The 17,472-nt window shown below is 55.8% G+C and carries 18 protein-coding genes; 10 read left to right on the forward strand and 8 right to left on the reverse strand.

Features of this window, described 5'->3' with window-relative positions:
• A partial coding sequence (locus tag AU511_RS07765) for a hypothetical protein (protein ID WP_139829358.1) occupies positions 1 to 185 on the forward strand: 185 nt, incomplete at its 5' end.
• Positions 186 to 246: 61 nt separating this feature from the next.
• On the opposite strand, the gene rsmS is transcribed toward AU511_RS07765, so the two are convergent.
• From rsmS to miaE, 3 genes are all read right to left on the reverse strand, one after another.
• A complete protein-coding gene (gene rsmS / locus AU511_RS07770; RefSeq protein WP_072000193.1) occupies positions 247 to 411 on the reverse strand; it encodes a pleiotropic regulatory protein RsmS in 165 nt (54 codons plus the stop codon).
• A gap of 72 nt (positions 412 to 483) precedes the next feature.
• Positions 484 to 1,017, reverse strand: a complete 534-nt coding sequence (priC, locus tag AU511_RS07775) for a primosomal replication protein PriC (RefSeq protein WP_094109307.1) — start codon at positions 1,015 to 1,017, stop codon at positions 484 to 486.
• 47 nt (positions 1,018 to 1,064) lie between these two features.
• Entirely contained in the window at positions 1,065 to 1,826 is a 762-nt protein-coding gene (gene miaE, locus AU511_RS07780; RefSeq protein ID WP_094109308.1) for a tRNA isopentenyl-2-thiomethyl-A-37 hydroxylase MiaE, read from the reverse strand.
• A 155-nt stretch (positions 1,827 to 1,981) separates the two neighbouring features.
• Here miaE and AU511_RS07785 point away from each other — a divergent pair, with 155 nt between their 5' ends.
• From AU511_RS07785 to hemH, 8 genes are all read left to right on the forward strand, one after another.
• A complete protein-coding gene (locus tag AU511_RS07785; RefSeq protein ID WP_094109309.1) occupies positions 1,982 to 2,350 on the forward strand; it encodes a DUF454 family protein in 369 nt (122 codons plus the stop codon).
• A gap of 175 nt (positions 2,351 to 2,525) precedes the next feature.
• Positions 2,526 to 3,071 carry an adenine phosphoribosyltransferase gene (gene apt / locus AU511_RS07790; protein ID WP_094099571.1) on the forward strand — a complete coding sequence of 182 codons (546 nt, stop codon included), beginning with the start codon at positions 2,526 to 2,528 and terminating at the stop codon, positions 3,069 to 3,071.
• Positions 3,072 to 3,145: 74 nt separating this feature from the next.
• Positions 3,146 to 5,155 carry a DNA polymerase III subunit gamma/tau gene (gene dnaX / locus AU511_RS07795; protein ID WP_094109310.1) on the forward strand — a complete coding sequence of 670 codons (2,010 nt, stop codon included), beginning with the start codon at positions 3,146 to 3,148 and terminating at the stop codon, positions 5,153 to 5,155.
• 37 nt (positions 5,156 to 5,192) lie between these two features.
• A complete protein-coding gene (locus tag AU511_RS07800) occupies positions 5,193 to 5,522 on the forward strand; it encodes a YbaB/EbfC family nucleoid-associated protein (protein WP_094099573.1) in 330 nt (109 codons plus the stop codon).
• Complete coding sequence (recR, locus tag AU511_RS07805) at positions 5,522 to 6,127, forward strand: recombination mediator RecR (RefSeq protein WP_094099574.1); 606 nt, start codon at positions 5,522 to 5,524, stop codon at positions 6,125 to 6,127. Before AU511_RS07800 ends, recR begins: the two co-directional genes overlap by 1 nt.
• Positions 6,128 to 6,290: 163 nt before the next feature.
• The gene (gene htpG / locus AU511_RS07810) at positions 6,291 to 8,174 is read left to right on the forward strand and encodes a molecular chaperone HtpG (RefSeq protein WP_167372008.1); all 1,884 of its coding nucleotides are present in this window, start codon (positions 6,291 to 6,293) and stop codon (positions 8,172 to 8,174) included.
• A 172-nt stretch (positions 8,175 to 8,346) separates the two neighbouring features.
• Complete coding sequence (adk, locus tag AU511_RS07815; protein ID WP_094099576.1) at positions 8,347 to 8,991, forward strand: adenylate kinase; 645 nt, start codon at positions 8,347 to 8,349, stop codon at positions 8,989 to 8,991.
• A 251-nt stretch (positions 8,992 to 9,242) separates the two neighbouring features.
• Positions 9,243 to 10,214: a ferrochelatase gene (hemH, locus tag AU511_RS07820; protein WP_094109312.1), complete on the forward strand. Its 972-nt coding sequence runs from the start codon at positions 9,243 to 9,245 to the stop codon at positions 10,212 to 10,214.
• Positions 10,215 to 10,312: 98 nt separating this feature from the next.
• On the opposite strand, the gene ybaL is transcribed toward hemH, so the two are convergent.
• Positions 10,313 to 11,995 (reverse strand): YbaL family putative K(+) efflux transporter, encoded by a 1,683-nt coding sequence (ybaL, locus tag AU511_RS07825; RefSeq protein ID WP_094099578.1) that lies wholly within the window; start codon positions 11,993 to 11,995, stop codon positions 10,313 to 10,315.
• Between the two features lie 647 nt (positions 11,996 to 12,642).
• On the opposite strand from ybaL, the gene ushA reads away from it, so the two are divergent.
• Positions 12,643 to 14,295 carry a bifunctional UDP-sugar hydrolase/5'-nucleotidase UshA gene (ushA, locus tag AU511_RS07830; RefSeq protein ID WP_094109313.1) on the forward strand — a complete coding sequence of 551 codons (1,653 nt, stop codon included), beginning with the start codon at positions 12,643 to 12,645 and terminating at the stop codon, positions 14,293 to 14,295.
• 75 nt (positions 14,296 to 14,370) lie between these two features.
• On the opposite strand, the gene ybaK is transcribed toward ushA, so the two are convergent.
• The 4 genes from ybaK to AU511_RS07850 form a co-directional block, all read right to left on the reverse strand.
• Positions 14,371 to 14,850: a Cys-tRNA(Pro)/Cys-tRNA(Cys) deacylase YbaK gene (ybaK, locus tag AU511_RS07835; protein WP_094109314.1), complete on the reverse strand. Its 480-nt coding sequence runs from the start codon at positions 14,848 to 14,850 to the stop codon at positions 14,371 to 14,373.
• Between the two features lie 21 nt (positions 14,851 to 14,871).
• Positions 14,872 to 15,675, reverse strand: a complete 804-nt coding sequence (locus AU511_RS07840; protein WP_094099581.1) for a TraB/GumN family protein — start codon at positions 15,673 to 15,675, stop codon at positions 14,872 to 14,874.
• Positions 15,676 to 16,002: 327 nt separating this feature from the next.
• On the reverse strand, positions 16,003 to 16,458 hold the full coding sequence (locus tag AU511_RS07845) for an NfeD family protein (protein ID WP_094099582.1): 456 nt from the start codon (positions 16,456 to 16,458) through the stop codon (positions 16,003 to 16,005).
• Complete coding sequence (locus AU511_RS07850) at positions 16,458 to 17,372, reverse strand: SPFH domain-containing protein (protein ID WP_026742827.1); 915 nt, start codon at positions 17,370 to 17,372, stop codon at positions 16,458 to 16,460. The genes AU511_RS07845 and AU511_RS07850 overlap by 1 nt, the downstream gene beginning before the upstream one ends.
• Positions 17,373 to 17,472: the final 100 nt, after the last annotated feature.

Genomic DNA, 17,472 nt, shown 5'->3' on the forward strand with positions numbered 1-17,472 from the left:
ATGTGCGGGAGTTACGCGATCGCAGCTACACAGTGGATGAGCTGAACCGCACGATCGACCGTCTCTGTCGGGAAAATGACATTAATATCGCTTTTAATCAGTTGGACGTGTATTTGCATAACGAGCAGGGGAAGGAAGTGAAAGAAGTGTCGCGTCAGCTGCCGGACAATCCATCGTTTTTGTAAGTTTCGACGGCGGGAATGACCGGAACAGACGTTTAAAACGTCTGTTCCGGCTGCACAACCGCTAATCGGTTGAGAGATCGCCCTGTCCCTGGGTCTTGTGCAGATAGTCCTTACGTACAATGTCGAGTGCGGCGAGTACCACCTCAGGTTCAATCTGGTTGGTCTCAAGCAACATGATGAGATCCACCGCCAGTTTGACTTCGGGCGCTGCATTTTCCAGTGACATAGTGGGTTCACCTTCCCGTTCGCTCGGAATCAACGTGTAGATATAGCAGATATCGCCGCGAGCAACGAGTTTTTAGGAACCTTGTTCCCGTCTTTCAATCTGACGATCCAAACGCGTGAGCGCCTGGCGACAGCGCGCCAACCGGCCTTCCAGCGCCGCCAACTCTTTCTGCAACCGCTGTTTTTCGTCAAACGCCGTCTGCTGGGTAAGTAAACTTTCCCGATCCTGAATCATTGCAATCAAACGGCGTTCATAGCCCTGATGTTCGGCCAGCTTGTGGTAGAGGTCGGGCGGTGTGGGGGCGGCGGGGCTCTGCTGCCGCATTTTCCAGGTCCCCAGCTCACGCTGTAGCGCCGTAATCTGAGCCAGCAGTTTCTCTGCCATAAAGGCTACCCGATCGGTGCGATTCTCGGCGACGTATTGTTGCAGGTGATGATGATTTTGTTTCACTTCGGCCAGATAGTCGCCGAAGCGTGTGCCATAACAGCCAAACAGCTGGCGGTCGAAACGGGAGCGGGCTGTCGTCATCCCGATAACCGGCGCTATTTGCTCGGCCAGGCTGGCGATCTGATGGTCTAGCGCTTGCAACAGCGTAGAGGTGCTCATTCGGTTGCCTCAGTGATTAAGCGGTGAAACAAAGAGTCGGGCTGCCATCAAACACGGGGCTTGCCGCTATGAAATTTAAAATCGTTATCAGGCGAGACGATCAAATTGGCCTCTAAATCAGCAAAGAATGCGATCCTGGGGGAAATGTCCTGGTCGGCAATTTCACGGGCCAGCGTCAGATAGTCCTGATAGTGACGGGCCTCAGATCTCAGTAGGGAGAGATAAAACTTCTGTAATTGCGCGCCCAGGCACGGGGCCAGTTTAGCAAAGCGCTCGCAGGAGCGGGCCTCAATAAATGCGCCGATAATCAGTTTATCGACCAGCATGTTCGGCTCGTGCGTTATGACGTGTTGCAGCATACCTTTGGCATATCGGCTGGCTGGCAGGCGCTGATACACGATCCCCAGCGAACCCATAATTTCCAGCACCTGATGAAAATGGTGCAGCTCTTCTTTTATCAACAACACCATCTTGTCGATCATCTCCTGCCCATAGCGGCAGCCTGCTCGGATACCTATCTGCTTGGACACCGGGCTTTTTGTTTCCAGTTCAGCGAATTCGCCGCGGTGGTGATAAGCGAAGTTTTCATAGGGCGTGAGCCAGTCCATCAGCTGTTGCTGCCCGGGCTCATCGACGGCGTAGCGCCGCAGAAGATGCGCCGCGTTTTGCGCCGCTTTCAGCTCGCACAGCGCATGGTCGCGTAAAATGGTCGGTAGATTATCGACCTTTTGTGCTTCGACAACCCACTCATTAGGCGTTTCAGCCGTCAAAAATTGAGAGATTGGGGTAAGGATAGCGCGATCGAACATGAATTAAGCAAGGAACGACGGTAGGTTGAACGTGACGCCATGATACCTGCTTTGCCGGCATTTGCGATCCTGTTCCGCGATGGTCAAATCAGCGTGATACCCGTTACTATGTACGGGCAAGGGTTCGGCGACATCTATCAGCGGGGGAGTGGTGTATGTATCGTGTGGTCTTGATCGTGTTGGGATGGATTGCCGTCGTGCTGGCAACGCTGGGCGTCGTGCTTCCGCTTTTGCCCACCACGCCGTTTCTGCTGCTGGCCGCCTGGTGCTTCGCCCGATCGTCGCCGCGTTTTCACTATTGGTTGCTGCATCGGTCATGGTTCGGCGGCTATTTGCGGCATTGGCAGCAGCACCGGGCTTTACCGCCGGGCGTCAAAGTCAAAGCGCTCGTGGTGATCGTCGCCACCTTCGCCTTATCAATATGGATGGTCAATATTCCGTGGGTGAGGGGATTATTACTCGTGGTGATGGCCTGCCTGCTGATCTTCATGTGGCGGCTGCCGGTGGTTGATCGGGAGCAATAAAAGTAGGCGACCAGATGCAGGGCTGTTGCATTTGTCAGTCAGTTTGACTAGATTTGAGCGTTTTCGTGCGCGTCCCGCCTCTATTCCTTTCCCGGCGAAGGGCGCGTGATGGCCGCCAGAGCTACAGCGGGCGTCCGTTATTCACTGAACAGATTGTTTTATCAGGCACAGGATTATGACCGTAACACAGCCAGAATTAATTAAAAACAGTATCAAGAGCGTTCCCGACTACCCAAAGCCGGGCATACTGTTCCGTGACGTCACTAGCCTGTTGGAAAATCCGCAGGCCTACGCGGCCAGCATTTCCCTCCTGGCAGAGCGTTATCGTCATGCTGGCATCACCAAAGTCGTTGGAACCGAAGCGCGTGGCTTTCTGTTCGGTGCGCCGGTGGCGCTGGCAATGAACGTAGGCTTCGTACCGGTGCGTAAGCCCGGAAAATTGCCGCGCAAGACGCTGAGCGAAAGCTATGAGCTGGAATACGGCACCGACACGCTGGAAATTCACGAAGACTCCATTACTGCCGGCGACAAAGTGCTGGTTATCGACGATCTGCTGGCGACCGGCGGCACCGTCGAAGCAACAGTAAAACTGATTCGTCGTTTAGGCGGTGAAGTCACTGACGCTGCCTTTGTCATCAACCTGTTTGATCTCGGTGGTCAGCAGCGTCTGGAAGCCATGGGCATCCAGTGTTTCAGCCTGGTCGACTTCCCCGGTCATTAAGCACAACAGTCTCGCCGATGGCGGCGAGACTGTGTTAGCATCACCACCTCAATAACTCAACTGTTGCGGTATTGATGAGCTATCAGGTTCTTGCCCGTAAGTGGCGCCCTCAAACCTTTGCCAATGTCGTCGGTCAGGAGCATGTCCTGGCCGCGCTGGCTAATGGTCTTTCGCTAGGCCGAATTCACCATGCCTACCTGTTTTCCGGCACCCGCGGGGTGGGGAAGACCACTATCGCGCGCCTGCTGGCGAAAGGACTTAACTGTGAGGCTGGCATCACGGCAACGCCCTGCGGTAAATGCGAGAACTGCCTTGAGATCGAGCAAGGCCGCTTCGTCGATCTGATCGAGATCGATGCCGCTTCCCGCACTAAAGTCGAAGACACCCGCGACTTGCTGGATAACGTGCAATATGCGCCGGCGCGGGGCCGCTTCAAAGTGTATCTCATCGATGAAGTGCACATGCTTTCCCGCCACAGCTTCAACGCGCTGCTCAAAACGCTGGAAGAGCCGCCGTCACACGTTAAATTCCTGCTGGCGACCACCGATCCCCAAAAGCTCCCGGTCACGATTCTGTCGCGCTGCCTACAGTTCCATCTCAAAGCGTTGGACGCGGAGCAGATCCGCGCTCATTTGCAGCACGTCTTGCAGGAAGAGCAACTGTCCGCCGAGGCGCGCGCGTTGCAACTGCTGGCGCGTGCGGCGGAAGGCAGCTTGCGCGATGCGCTCTCGCTGGCCGACCAGGCTATAGCCATTGGGCAGGGGCAGGTCACAACCGAAACGGTCAGCCAGATGTTGGGAACGCTGGACGATGAGCAGCCGCTGGCGTTGATAGAGGCGTTGGTGAAAGCCGACAGCGCGCAGGTGATGACCTTGCTGCAACAAGCCGCGTCGCGCGGCGTGGATTGGGAATCACTGTTGGTGGAAACGCTCACCTTGCTGCATCGTATCGCCATGGTGCAAATGCTGCCTTCGGCGCTGGGCGATGAATACAGCAGCGTAGCGCCTCGCCTGCGGGATCTGGCGCGTGCCGTTCCCCCTGCTGAAGTACAGCTCTATTACCAGACCCTATTGATTGGCCGCAAAGAGCTGGCTTATGCGCCCGACCCGCGAATGGGTGTGGAAATGACGTTGCTGCGCGCGCTGGCGTTTCATCCCCGCCAGATCATCGAAGCGCCCACGCCCGTTACCGTCGCTGCACCGATAGCCGCTCCACCAGCGCCGTCAGCACCGACGAGCACGGCGGTGCCTCCGGTACGTCAGTCCACGGCTGTGCCGTCCGATGAGGCGCCTCAAGCGCCTCCACAGCAGGCTGAGCCTCCACGGCCACCGGAGTCCGCTCCGCCGTCGGCGAACCATTTACCGGACACGACCGCACAGCTGTTGCAGGCCCGTAGCCAACTGTTGCAGAAACAGGGATCGTCTCCACCAAAAAAGTCTGAACCGGCAGCGTCAGGAAAAACGCGGCCGGGTACGTCAGCGCTGGAGCGACTGGCCTCAGTGAGCGAGCGCGGTCAGCAGCGGCTGGCGTCTAAGGCGGAAGAGAAGCGTGAACCGAAGAAGCCGGAAGCCTACCGCTGGAAGGCGCAGAATACGGTTCCACAGGAACAAAAAGCGGAAGTCGCGACGCCCAAGGCGCTGCGTTCCGCACTAGAACATGAGAAGACGCCGGAGCTGGTCGCCCGGTTGGCGGAAGAAGCCAAAACGCGCGATGAGTGGGCGGCTGAAATAGACCATCTGCCGCTACCGAAATTAGTGCAGCAGTTGGCGTTGAATGCGTTCAGAGAAAGACCGACGGAGAGCGAGATTCATCTCCATCTGCGTTCTTCTCAACGTCATCTCAACACCAGCGCGGCGCAGCAGGCGCTGGCATCGGCGTTATCAGCTTATCATGGGCGTGATATCGCGCTGACGGTCGCTGAAGATGATAATCCGGCGGTTCGGACGCCGCTGGAGTGGCGACAGGCCATCTATGAAGAAAAACTGGCGCAGGCGCGTCAGTCGATCATGACGGATAATAACATTCAGACGCTGCGCCGATTCTTCGACGCGGAGCTGGATGAAGACAGTATCCGACCCGTTTAACTGCTGCTGTAGCAGCCCGAGTGATAGAGAGAACGATATGTTTGGTAAAGGCGGAATAGGCAATCTGATGAAGCAGGCTCAGCAGATGCAGGAAAAAATGCAGCAGGCTCAGGAAGAAATTGCCAATGTGGAAGTCACTGGGGAATCCGGTGCCGGTCTGGTTAAAGTCACCATCAACGGCGCCCACAACTGCCGTCGCGTCGAGCTGGATCCTAGTCTGCTCGAAGATGACAAAGACATGCTGGAAGATTTGATCGCGGCTGCGTTCAACGATGCGGCGCGTCGCATTGCGGAAACCCAGAAAGAGAAAATGGCGGCGGTTTCCGGCGGGATGCAGCTGCCGCCGGGCTTCAAGATGCCGTTCTGATGCAAACCAGTCCGCTTCTTGAATCATTGATGGAATCCCTGCGCTGTTTACCCGGCGTAGGGCCCAAGTCAGCCCAGCGAATGGCCTTTCATCTGCTGCAACGCGATCGCAGCGGCGGGATGAAACTGGCACAGGCGCTGACCCGAGCCATGTCTGAAATTGGCCATTGCGAAGACTGCCGTACCTTTACCGAACAGGACGTCTGCAACATCTGCGCAAATGCCCGTCGTCAGGAAAACGGTCTGATCTGCGTTGTGGAAAGTCCGGCTGATATTCATGCCATCGAGCAAACCGGTCAGTTCGCCGGGCGCTACTTTGTCTTGATGGGACACCTCTCGCCGCTGGACGGCATTGGTCCGGATGATATCGGTCTGGGGCGGCTGGAAGAGCGTCTAGAAACGGAAAACATCCAGGAAGTGATTTTGGCGACCAACCCGACGGTCGAAGGCGACGCCACCGCGAACTACATCGCCGAGCTGTGCGCCGAGCATGGCGTGATGGCGAGTCGTATCGCCCACGGCGTGCCTGTCGGCGGCGAGTTGGAAATGGTGGACGGCACGACGCTGTCGCATTCACTGGCTGGGCGCCACCCCTTCAAGTTCTGACTCTCTGACTGCCGAAAAATCGGCAGTCGCACCTCATTCCTCTTTTTTTCGCCTATGAGCGCCACCGACTCCCCTTGAAATCTCGGCGTCTGACCCCACATCTTGCTTATCTGAGAATAAAACAGCCTGAATAAAACACGTTTTGAGGTAAGTCATAATGAGTATGAAAGGCCAAGAGACCCGCGGCTTCCAGTCTGAAGTGAAGCAATTACTGCACTTGATGATCCATTCGCTGTATTCCAACAAGGAAGTGTTCCTGCGTGAATTGATCTCCAATGCGTCAGATGCGGCGGACAAACTGCGTTTTCGCGCGTTGTCCACGCCCGATCTGTATGAAGGCGACGGCGACCTGCGTGTACGCGTCTCTACAGATAAAGAAAAACGTACGCTGACCATCTCCGATAACGGTATCGGGATGTCGCGCGAAGACGTTATCGAGAATCTTGGTACTATCGCCAAATCTGGCACCAAAGCGTTTCTGGAATCGCTGGGTTCCGATCAGGTAAAGGACAGCCAGCTAATCGGCCAGTTTGGCGTGGGCTTTTACTCCGCATTTATCGTCGCTGACAAAGTCACCGTGCGTACCCGTGCTGCGGGCGCCAGCGCCGACCAGGGCGTTTTCTGGGAATCCGCGGGGGAAGGCGACTACACCATCGCCGATATCGACAAGCCGGAACGTGGCACTGAGATCACGCTGCACCTGCGCGAAGGCGAAGACGAGTTCCTTGATACCTGGCGCGTACGCTCCATCATCAGCAAATATTCTGACCACATCGCGCTACCGGTAGAAATTGAAACCGAAACGGAAAGCGAAGAAGAGGGCGGGGAAAAAACCGTCGCCTGGGAAAAAATCAATAAGGCGCAGGCGCTGTGGACGCGTAATAAATCCGATATCAGCGACGAAGAGTATGTGGAGTTCTATAAACACATTTCTCACGACTTCGCCGATCCGCTGACCTGGAGCCACAACCGTGTAGAAGGGAAGCAGGAGTACACCAGCCTGCTTTATATCCCTTCTCAGGCCCCGTGGGACATGTGGAACCGCGACCATAAGCACGGTCTGAAACTGTACGTTCAGCGGGTGTTCATCATGGATGACGCAGAGCAGTTTATGCCGAACTACCTGCGTTTCGTGCGCGGTCTTATCGACTCCAACGATCTGCCGCTGAACGTATCGCGTGAAATCCTGCAGGACAACCGCGTCACTCACAGCCTGCGTACCGCGCTGACCAAACGCGTGTTGCAAATGCTGGAACATTTGGCGAAAAGCGACAGCGAAAAATATCAGACGGTGTGGCAGCAGTTCGGTCAGGTTCTGAAGGAAGGTCCTGCGGAAGACGGCGGCAATCGAGAAACAATCGCTAAACTGTTGCGCTTTGCTTCAACCCATACTGACAGCGCGGCGCAGACCGTCTCGCTGGAAGACTATGTCAGCCGTATGGTGGAAGGTCAGGATAAGATCTATTACATCACGGCCGATAGCTATGCCGCTGCGAAGAGCAGCCCGCATCTGGAGCTGTTCCGTAAGAAAGGTATTGAGGTGCTGCTGCTCTCCGATCGTATCGACGAGTGGATGATGAGCTACCTGACCGAGTTCGACGGCAAATCCTTCCAGTCCGTCAGCAAGGCTGACGAAGCACTGGATAAGCTGGCGGATGAAGCCGACGAAAGCCAGAAAGAAGCGGAGAAAGCGCTGGAGCCGTTCGTCGATCGCGTGAAAACGCTGCTGGGCGATCGCGTGAAAGAGGTGCGTCTGACACATCGTCTGACCGATACCCCGGCAATCGTCACCACCGGTGCTGACGAAATGGGAACGCAGATGGCGAAGCTGTTTGCCGCCGCCGGCCAACAGGCCCCGGAAGTGAAATACATCTTCGAACTGAACCCGGACCATGCGCTGGTCAAACGCGCTTCCGACACCACCGATGACGCTCAGTTCGGCGAGTGGGTTGAGCTGCTGCTGGATCAGGCGCTGTTCGCTGAACGCGGCACGCTGGAAGATCCTAACCAGTTCATCCGTCGTATGAACCAGCTACTGACGGCATAATCTCTTATCTTTCCCGCCCCGGTTCTCCGGGGCTTTTTTTTGCAGGCGCGACCGCCATTTATTTCCGTCAGGATGATGGCTGAACCGAGCCCGTTCCTTGAGGATGGCGATACGGAATGGTATGGTTTAGCGTTTTTTCAATTTTGTTCAAATTTTCGAGGGGATCTACGCGATGCGTATTATTCTGCTGGGCGCTCCGGGCGCAGGCAAAGGCACTCAGGCTCAGTTCATCATGGAAAAGTATGGCATTCCGCAGATTTCCACGGGTGACATGCTGCGCGCTGCGGTGAAAGCCGGCAGCGAACTGGGTAAACAGGCCAAAGAGATCATGGATGCGGGTAAACTGGTGACCGATGAATTGGTCATTGCCCTGGTCAAAGAACGCATCGCACAGGACGATTGCCGCAACGGCTTCCTGCTCGACGGATTCCCGCGCACCATCCCTCAGGCCGATGCCATGAAAGACGCCGGCATCAACGTGGACTACGTGCTGGAATTCGCCGTACCGGACGAGCTGATCGTCGAACGCATCGTCGGCCGTCGCGTCCACGCGGCGTCGGGGCGCGTTTACCACGTTAAATTCAACCCGCCGCAGGTGGAAGGCAAAGATGACGTCACCGGTGAAGATCTGACTATCCGCAAAGACGATCAGGAAGATACCGTACGTAAACGTCTGGTCGAGTACCATCAGCAGACGGCTCCGCTGGTGAGCTACTACCAGAAAGAAGCCGATGCTGGACACACTCAGTACCACAAATTGAATGGCACCCGCAGCGTGAGCGAAATCAGCGCGGAGCTGGCTCGCATTCTGGGTTAAGTCGCAGCCTCTGCCAAGGCGAGCGCAAAAAGCACTATGCCAGACTTTGTCTGGCATTTTTTATGCCCGGCGTTCAGCGCGATCTCGCACGTTGCATCGGCTATTTCGTCGGCATCGCTCCCGGCGATTGCTGATATCGGCACGAACCTCGCTACCAGTCCCAATTCAGACTAATTTTTTAGCTACAATAAGCGCCTGATCCAGAATGAATGGCGGAACTTTAGCCCGCCGTCGGAATGAGGAATGCATCAATGAAAGAAGAAAAACACGGTGTGCTGTTGGTCAACCTGGGCACGCCTGATGCGCCCACCCCCCAGGCGGTGAAGCGTTATCTGGCCGAGTTCCTCAGCGACAGGCGCGTTGTGGACGTGAACCCTTTGCTGTGGGCGTTGATCCTGCGAGGCGCTATCCTGCCATTCCGCTCGCCGCGCGTGGCCAAGCTGTATCAGTCCGTATGGATGGAGGGCGGTTCCCCGCTGTTGGTCTTCAGCCGCCGTCAGGAAAAAGCGTTGGCTGAACGTCTGCCTAGCACGCCGGTGGCGTTGGGGATGAGTTACGGTTCCCCCAGTCTACGTTCGGCGTTGGATAGCCTGATGGCGCAAGGGGTGACCTCTCTGACCGTCCTGCCGCTGTACCCGCAATACTCCTGTTCCACGACGGCCGCGGTGTGGGATGGCCTCGCTAACCTGATGAAATCCACTCGCCGGATGCCGGGCATCCGCTTTATCCGTGACTATGCCGAACATCCCGCTTATATCGCGGCGCTGAAACATAGCGTAGAAGCCTCGTTTGCCAAGCACGGCGTGCCTGAGCGGTTGGTCATGTCATACCACGGTATTCCTCAGCGTTATGCTAATGAGGGCGATGATTATCCGCTTCGCTGTGCGGCCACGACGGCGGCGCTGACGGCGGCGTTGGGATTACCTCAGGACAAGGTGATGATGACCTTCCAGTCGCGTTTCGGACGTGAGCCTTGGCTGACGCCGTATACGGATGAAACCATGCAGGCATTGGGCGCTCAGGGCGTGAAGGATATTCAAATCATGTGCCCCGGATTCGCCTCCGACTGTCTGGAAACGTTGGAGGAAATTCAGGGAGAAAACCAGGAGATCTTCCTGCATGCGGGGGGGGAGCGGTTTAACTATATTCCTGCGCTCAACGACGACTCGTTGCATATCGACCTGCTAGCTCAGCTGGTCAGCGCTCCGGAGGATGTTGAATAGGACTTCGTGGGGCGGACATAAAAAATGCCAGACAGAGTCTGGCATTTTTTTTTGCTCTCGTCGGTGTCGTGCGTGGGCTAGCGCCGACATCATATCCGTCAAATCGGGCATTCTCTCGCGGGCATATCCGGGGTGATGTTCAGCATGGTAATCATGGAGTCTGCGATTTCCCTTTCTCCCATCACCACATGATCGGCGCCGTGTTCGGCAATGTAGCTGACTTCATCGTCGTAGTGCGCGCGCGCGATGATTTCAAGATCCGGACGCCGGGCGCGGGCGGTGGCGACGATTTCACCGGCCTCGTAGCCGTTGGGAATGGTTAGCAGCAGCCAACGTGCGCAGTCGAGACGAGCGATGTCCATAATCTCCGGCTTGGTGGCGTTGCCCAATACCGCTTTGATGCCCTGTTCTCGCAGGGCGTCGACGCGTGCGCGGGAGGTTTCAATCACCACCATCGGTATACCGGCCTCATGCAGTTGTGCGCCGATCAGGCTGCCGACGCGGCCGTAGCCCACGAGGCAGGCGTGGTCGCACAGGTCCACCGGGATCTGTTTTTCCTCCTCGATAGCCTCTTCCACAATCTGTTCTTCGATGGTTTCGTTCTTGGCCAGATAGCGCTCCAGCAGCGAGAACAAGAGCGGGTTGAGCATGATGGACAGAATCGCCCCGGCCAGCACCAAATGGCGGCCGTCTTCAGTGAGCAGCCCGAGGTAGATCCCCAATCCCGCGAGAATAAAGGCGAACTCGCCGATTTGAGCCAGGCTGACGGAAATGGTTAGCGCCGTGCGTTTCGAATGACCGAACAGTCTAACGATGGCGAAGGCCGCCAGCGATTTGCCGAAGACGACGATCAGGAGCGTACACAGGACGGCCAGCGGTTCGTTTATCAGGATCATCGGGTCGAACAGCATCCCAACGGAGACGAAGAACAGCACGGCAAAGGCGTCCCGCAGGGGCAGGGTATCATGGGCGGCGCGCTGACTCAGTTCGGATTCGTTCAGCACGACGCCGGCGAAGAAGGCACCGAGAGCAAAGGAGACATCGAACAGTTTGACTGCGCCGAAAGCGATACCCAGCGCCATAGCCAGCACGGCTAGCGTAAACAGCTCGCGGGAACCGGTACTGGCGCTTTTCGCCAGCACCCAAGGGACCAGGCGACGACCGACGACCACCATCAAGGTAATGAAGGCAACGACTTTACCCAGAGTGAAAGCCAGATCCTTGAGTAGCTTGTTGGTATTGGCCGTTTCCGAACCCAGCATATCGCTGAAGGCGGGCAATAGTACCAGCGTCAGCACCATCGCCAGGTCTTCTACTATCAGCCAACCGATGGCAATCTGACCGCGCTGACTGTCGATAAGCTGGCGCTCTTCCAGCGCGCGCAGCAGCACCACGGTGCTGGCGGTGGACAGGCACAGCCCGAACACGAGCCCGCTTTGCAGGCTCCATCCCAGCAGCGAGGAGAGTCCTAGCCCGAGCAGCGTCGCGACGACGATCTGGACGATAGCGCCGGGGATGGCGATCGATTTGACGGCCATCAGATCGCGCAGGGAGAAGTGCAGGCCAACACCGAACATCAATAGAATTACGCCCAGCTCTGCGATTTCCGGCGCCAGCTTGGTGTCCGCAACGAAACCGGGTGTGAAAGGGCCCAACAGAACGCCCGCCAGCAGGTAGCCGACCAAGGGGGAAATACGCAGGCGATGAGCCAAAATACCCAAAAGAAAGGCTAGGACCAGTCCTGCGGCCATTGTGGAGATTAACGGGGTGGTATCATGCATTCCGACTCCTTTGCTAGGGTAAAGTGAGTGAGCGGATGTTCCTGAGCCTTGCTTGGTCAGGGCGGGAGCCTGCGACTCTTGAACTCTGGCGGCCCTTATTATCGTGGGCTCTACCTCTATACTTATGCGCTTGTGTGACAAGCAGATAACTCAATTTATATAAATAAAGCCAGCGTGAGGCAATGAGTATGTCTGTGAAAATATCGGGCCCCGTCCTCTTATGAAGCGGAATGTGCCTTTTTTTATGATAGTTATGTTTTATATTTGATATAAAAGAATAAAAATCACGATAAAAAGCATAAATGTCGGGTTTGAGGCTAATGGGTGCGGCGATCAGCCTGTTTATATTTGCCTGATGTATCTACTATGCCACAAAATAGTCACTTATGGGGGGCGACGGAGAAAATTTCATCTAAAACGTCTTTTTTGCAAAATACAAAACTGACGGGTGCTACTCCCACAACGTCTCACCACCGACATCAACGACTGTTATAACGAGTATTTCCTTAGCAAATGACGAAGGTCAAAAGCTAAAACTTAACTTATGTTAATGTATTTATCGGCTGTTAGCAGTAAATAACGTCAAAATGACGATAAGTACACTTTTGTTATAAGTATTTTTAATGTTTAAATTGTGGAGATTTGCCATGGATTTTTCTAAAAAGGCATTGGGCTGTGCGATCGCACTGACGCTGGCGCTAACGTCGCCTTTTGCTCAGGCATGGGAAAAAGATAAAACCTATAACATCACTATTCTGCATACCAACGATCATCATGGTCGCTTCTGGCAAAATGATGCCGGGGAATACGGGTTGGCCGCGCAAAAAACGGCGGTGGACGCTATCCGCCGCGAAGTACAGCGCAAAGGCGGCAGCCTGCTGTTATTGTCCGGCGGCGATATCAACACCGGCGTGCCGGAGTCCGATCTGCAAGACGCCGAGCCCGATTTTCGCGGTATGAACCTGGTCGGCTACGATGCGATGGCCATCGGCAACCATGAATTCGATAATCCGCTTTCCGTCCTGCGTCAGCAGGAAAAATGGGCGAATTTCCCGCTCCTATCCGCCAACATTTACCAGAAAAGCACCCAGCAGCGTTTGTTTACGCCTTATCGTCTATTCGACAAACAAGGTGTGAAAATCGCGGTTATCGGCCTGACGACTGACGATACCGCCAAAATCGGCAACCCGGCGTTCTTTACCGATATGGAATTCCACAAACCGGCCGCAGAAGCCAAGCAGTTGGTGGAAGAACTACGCAGCCAAGAGAAACCGGATGTCATTATCGCCACAACGCATATGGGCCACTACGACAATGGCGAACACGGCAACAACGCGCCTGGCGATGTTGAAATGGCGCGCAGCCTGCCAGCCGGTTACCTGGATATGATCGTCGGAGGACACTCACAAAACCCCGTGTGCATGGCGAGCAGAAACAAGAAAAACTGGGATTATGTGCCAGGCACATCTTGCACGCCGGATCGTCAGAATGGCGTATGGATCGTGCAGGCGCATGAGTGGGGGAAATATGTGGGTCGCGCCGATTTCACGTTCCGCAACGGCAAACTGACGCTGAAACACTATCAACTGGTCCCGATCAACCTGAAAAAGACCGTGACGCAAGAAGACGGTTCGACCCAAAGTGAGTACTACACCCAGGAAATCAAGCAAAGTCCTGAAATGCTGCAGCTGTTGACGCCGTTCCAGGAAAAAGGTCATGCCCAGCTGGAAGTGAAAGTCGGCAGTACGCTGGGACGTCTGGAAGGGGATCGCAGCAAAGTCCGTTTTGAACAGACCGATTTGGCCCACGTGGTGCTTTCCGGCATCGTGGACCGTACAAACGCTGATTTCGCCGTGATGAGCGGCGGCGGCATCCGGGATTCCATCGAAGCGGGGGATATCACCTATAAATCGATTCTGCAGGTACAGCCCTTCGGCAACACGGTCGTGTATGTCGAGATGAAAGGCAGCGACGTCGAGCAGTATCTGGCGACGGTGGCGAACTTCAAGGTGGATGCCGGCGCTTACGCCCAGTTCCTTAACGTGAGCCTGGAAGCCGACGGCACCAGCGTTAAAAACGTCAAGATCAAAGGCGAACCGTTGCAGGCGGAAAAGGTCTATCGTATCGCGATGCTGAGCTTTAATGCGGACGGTGGGGATGGCTACCCGGTAGTGAGTAAGCGCTCGGATTACGTGAATACCGGCTTTGTCGACGCTGAGGTGCTTAAAGAGTACATCACGCAACATTCACCGTTGAATCCGGCGGACTATGCGCCGAAAGGCGAGATCGTTTATCACTAAGACCGTGATGCGTTAGAAGACGGGCGACGTGGGTGAAACCGGCGTCGCCCGTTTTGTTATGACTTTTTGCGGATGTCAGTCTCGTTTGGCGATATCGGCGAAGTCGGCGTTGAGCAGCGAAGCCAAATCCGAGGCCGCCAGTTCAATGTCCAGTCCACGTTTGCCGCCGGAGATAAAAATGGTGTCGAAAGGCTCTGCGGCGATGTCGATGGTCGTCGGCAGGCGCTTTTTCTGTCCGAGCGGGCTGATGCCGCCGACCAGATAGCCGGTCACACGTTGGGCAAGCTGAGGATCGGCCATCTCCGCTTTTTTGGCGCCGAACGCCTTAGCGATTTTTTTCAGATCCAATTGTCCCGCCACCGGGGTCACGGCAACGGCCAGATTTTTAGCGTCGCCGTTTAGCGCCACGAGCAGCGTTTTGTAGATTTGCTGCTTATCGACTCCAAGTTTACGCGCCGCTTCCTCGCCGAAATTGGTTTCATCGGCATCGTGATGATAGCTGTGCAAAGTGAAGGTGATCTTGTGCTTTTCAAGCAGCTTGACTGCGGGTGTCATGATTTCTGTCCTTACGTACTGTCAAAATGCGTGCGCCCGCAATAAGGCGGGCAAATTATCATCCCCAAACAGGTGCAGCGCGCCTACCGAGATGACGTAGTTTCCCTCCGGTAATGACGTTAGCTGTTGCCGCCAGCGTCGATTGCGCTGCTGCATCAATATTTCCGACATGACGTTGCCGAAGCTGTCGGGCAAATGGTCGATGCACAGGGTTTTATAATCCAGCCATCCGTTAATCATGGTTTGCAGCAGGCGTGCGTTGCTGTGCCAGTGGGTCAGGGTATCTTCAAGCAGCGGCAGTCCGCCGCGGGGCAGTTGCTGGAGGAGCTCCACCTGTGCCTGCTGACCCTCGAGTTCAATGATGGGCAAGCCTCGCTGCCGTGCGATGTTAATCAGCTGATAATCGATACCGTACTGAGGGCGCAGGCCCAGCGACGTCGCCTGTTTGGCCTGCAACACCAACGCGATCTGCCAGGCAGGGAGGCGGTCGAGGCTGTCATAGCTGAGCGCCAGTGAACGGCAACACTGTTGCAGTTGAGTGAGCGCGTTGGCGTCCAGTCGTTCAGACAGCGGCGGCGCCTCTTCCAGCGGAGGGAAGGGCGAGCGGCTGTCTGAAATATCCGCCTCCACGACCAGCGCCGTCGCCGTGTCCATCTGCTTGAGCAGCGCGTCCGGCAGCGGCGACATGTCCACCGTCCCCATGTGAATACTGCCGACCAGATGATAGCGATGACCTGCGAGTTCGATATCGACCGCGGGATAGCAGTAGCTGCGCGGAGAGATCAAGCCGAGGAACGTAGCGATGCGGCGTAATATAGGCTTCATAGCGTCATCTCCGGGGATCAATACGTTATGCTAAACGCTTCGCGGGCAAAGTTGTATCGGTAATTGCGGTGAGCGATGGCATGCGACGTGAAGCCGAAGGTGGATGTAGCGCGGGGGCGTAAGTTTCCTCAGAATTGGAATGAAAGGCAGTTCACAACCTGCGGAACCTGTGGGGAACCGCGGGGGATTACGCGCAGGCTGCGTGGGATAAGGGGGGAGGATCAATATCATCGCCGATAGACGAGGGCGGCGGTTTTCAAGAGCGTCTGACGTCCTCTTGTCGCGCGGCTAGCCTATAAGCGACCGCACGATAAGAGGAGCGTAACGTCAATGATTCTGCGGACGAACGCGAAGCGTAATCCCTTCTATTGCGATGATCTCGACCGGCGTTCCTGCGGGCAGGTCGCCGTCAGCTGTGACTCGCCAACTGCTATCGCCAAGGGTGATGCGACCGAGGCCATTGACGACCGGCTCGCTCAGGTAAGCCTTGCGCCCCACCAGCTGTAGCCCGCGCTGATTGAGCGTCGAAACCGGGCTGCGCAGCGTACGCTGACGCAGCCAATACCACCACAAACACGCCGTCAGCACGGTGAGGAGTGCGAAAGCCACACCTTGCGCCGGTAGCCCCAATGGCAGCAGCCAGACCAGCACGCCAACCAACAGCGCAGACACGCCGCTCCACAACAGATAACCGCCTGCGCCCAGCATTTCCGCCGCGAGCAGCAGTCCGCCGAGCGTCAGCCAGAACCAGCGTGCATAGGTCATCAGTAGATCGGTCATCATTATGCTTTCCGGCCGGACTGGCTTTCTTTAATCAGTTCGCTAATTCCGCCAATGGCGCCCATCAGGTTGCTGGCATCCAGCGGCATCATGATGACTTTACTGTTACTGGCTGAACCGATGTTTTGCAATGCGTCGGTATATTTCTGCGCGACGAAGTAGTTGATAGCCTGGATATTCCCGGCGGCGATAGCTTCAGACACCATCTGGGTCGCGCGGGCTTCGGCTTCGGCGGAACGTTCGCGGGCTTCCGCTTCCAAAAAGGCAGACTGACGCTGTCCTTCAGACTTCAGGATCTGCGACTGCTTTTCCCCTTCCGCTTTCAAAATGGCGGCCTGACGCACGCCTTCGGCTTCCAGAATATCGGCGCGTTTGTTCCGTTCGGCTTTCATCTGCGCATTCATGGCTTCAATTAGCTCTGCAGGCGGACGAACGTCGCGGATCTCGATACGGGTGACCTTGATTCCCCAAGGGTTGGTGGCTTCATCCACGATGTGCAGCAGACGCGTGTTAATGCTGTCGCGCTGAGACAACATTTCGTCCAGCTCCATCGACCCCAATACGGTACGAATATTAGTCATCGTCAGGTTGATGATGGCCAGTTCCAGGTTGCTGACTTCATAGGCGGCCTGCGCGGCGTCGATGACCTGAATGAAGCATACGGCGTCGATGGTCACGTTGGCGTTGTCTTTAGAAATGATCTCCTGCGACGGGATTTCCAGCACCTGTTCCATCATGTTGATCTTACGACCCACTCGGTCCATGAACGGCACCATCAGGTTGAGGCCGGGCATCAATGTGCGGGTATAACGACCAAAGCGTTCTACCGTCCATTGGTAGCCCTGAGGAACGATTTTGATGCCTGACCAAACGATGATCAGCGCAACGAGAATAATGACAGAAATAAAAGTTAGCATTGAGTTCACTCTCCCTGATGTTTTATCCGAACAGTGTAACCCATGTTATCTGGCGATATAGGGGATGAGGCGTGATTCACGTCGCTTTATCATGGACCCG

It is taken from the genome of Lonsdalea iberica (assembly GCF_002111585.1).
Classification (GTDB): domain Bacteria; phylum Pseudomonadota; class Gammaproteobacteria; order Enterobacterales; family Enterobacteriaceae; genus Lonsdalea; species Lonsdalea iberica.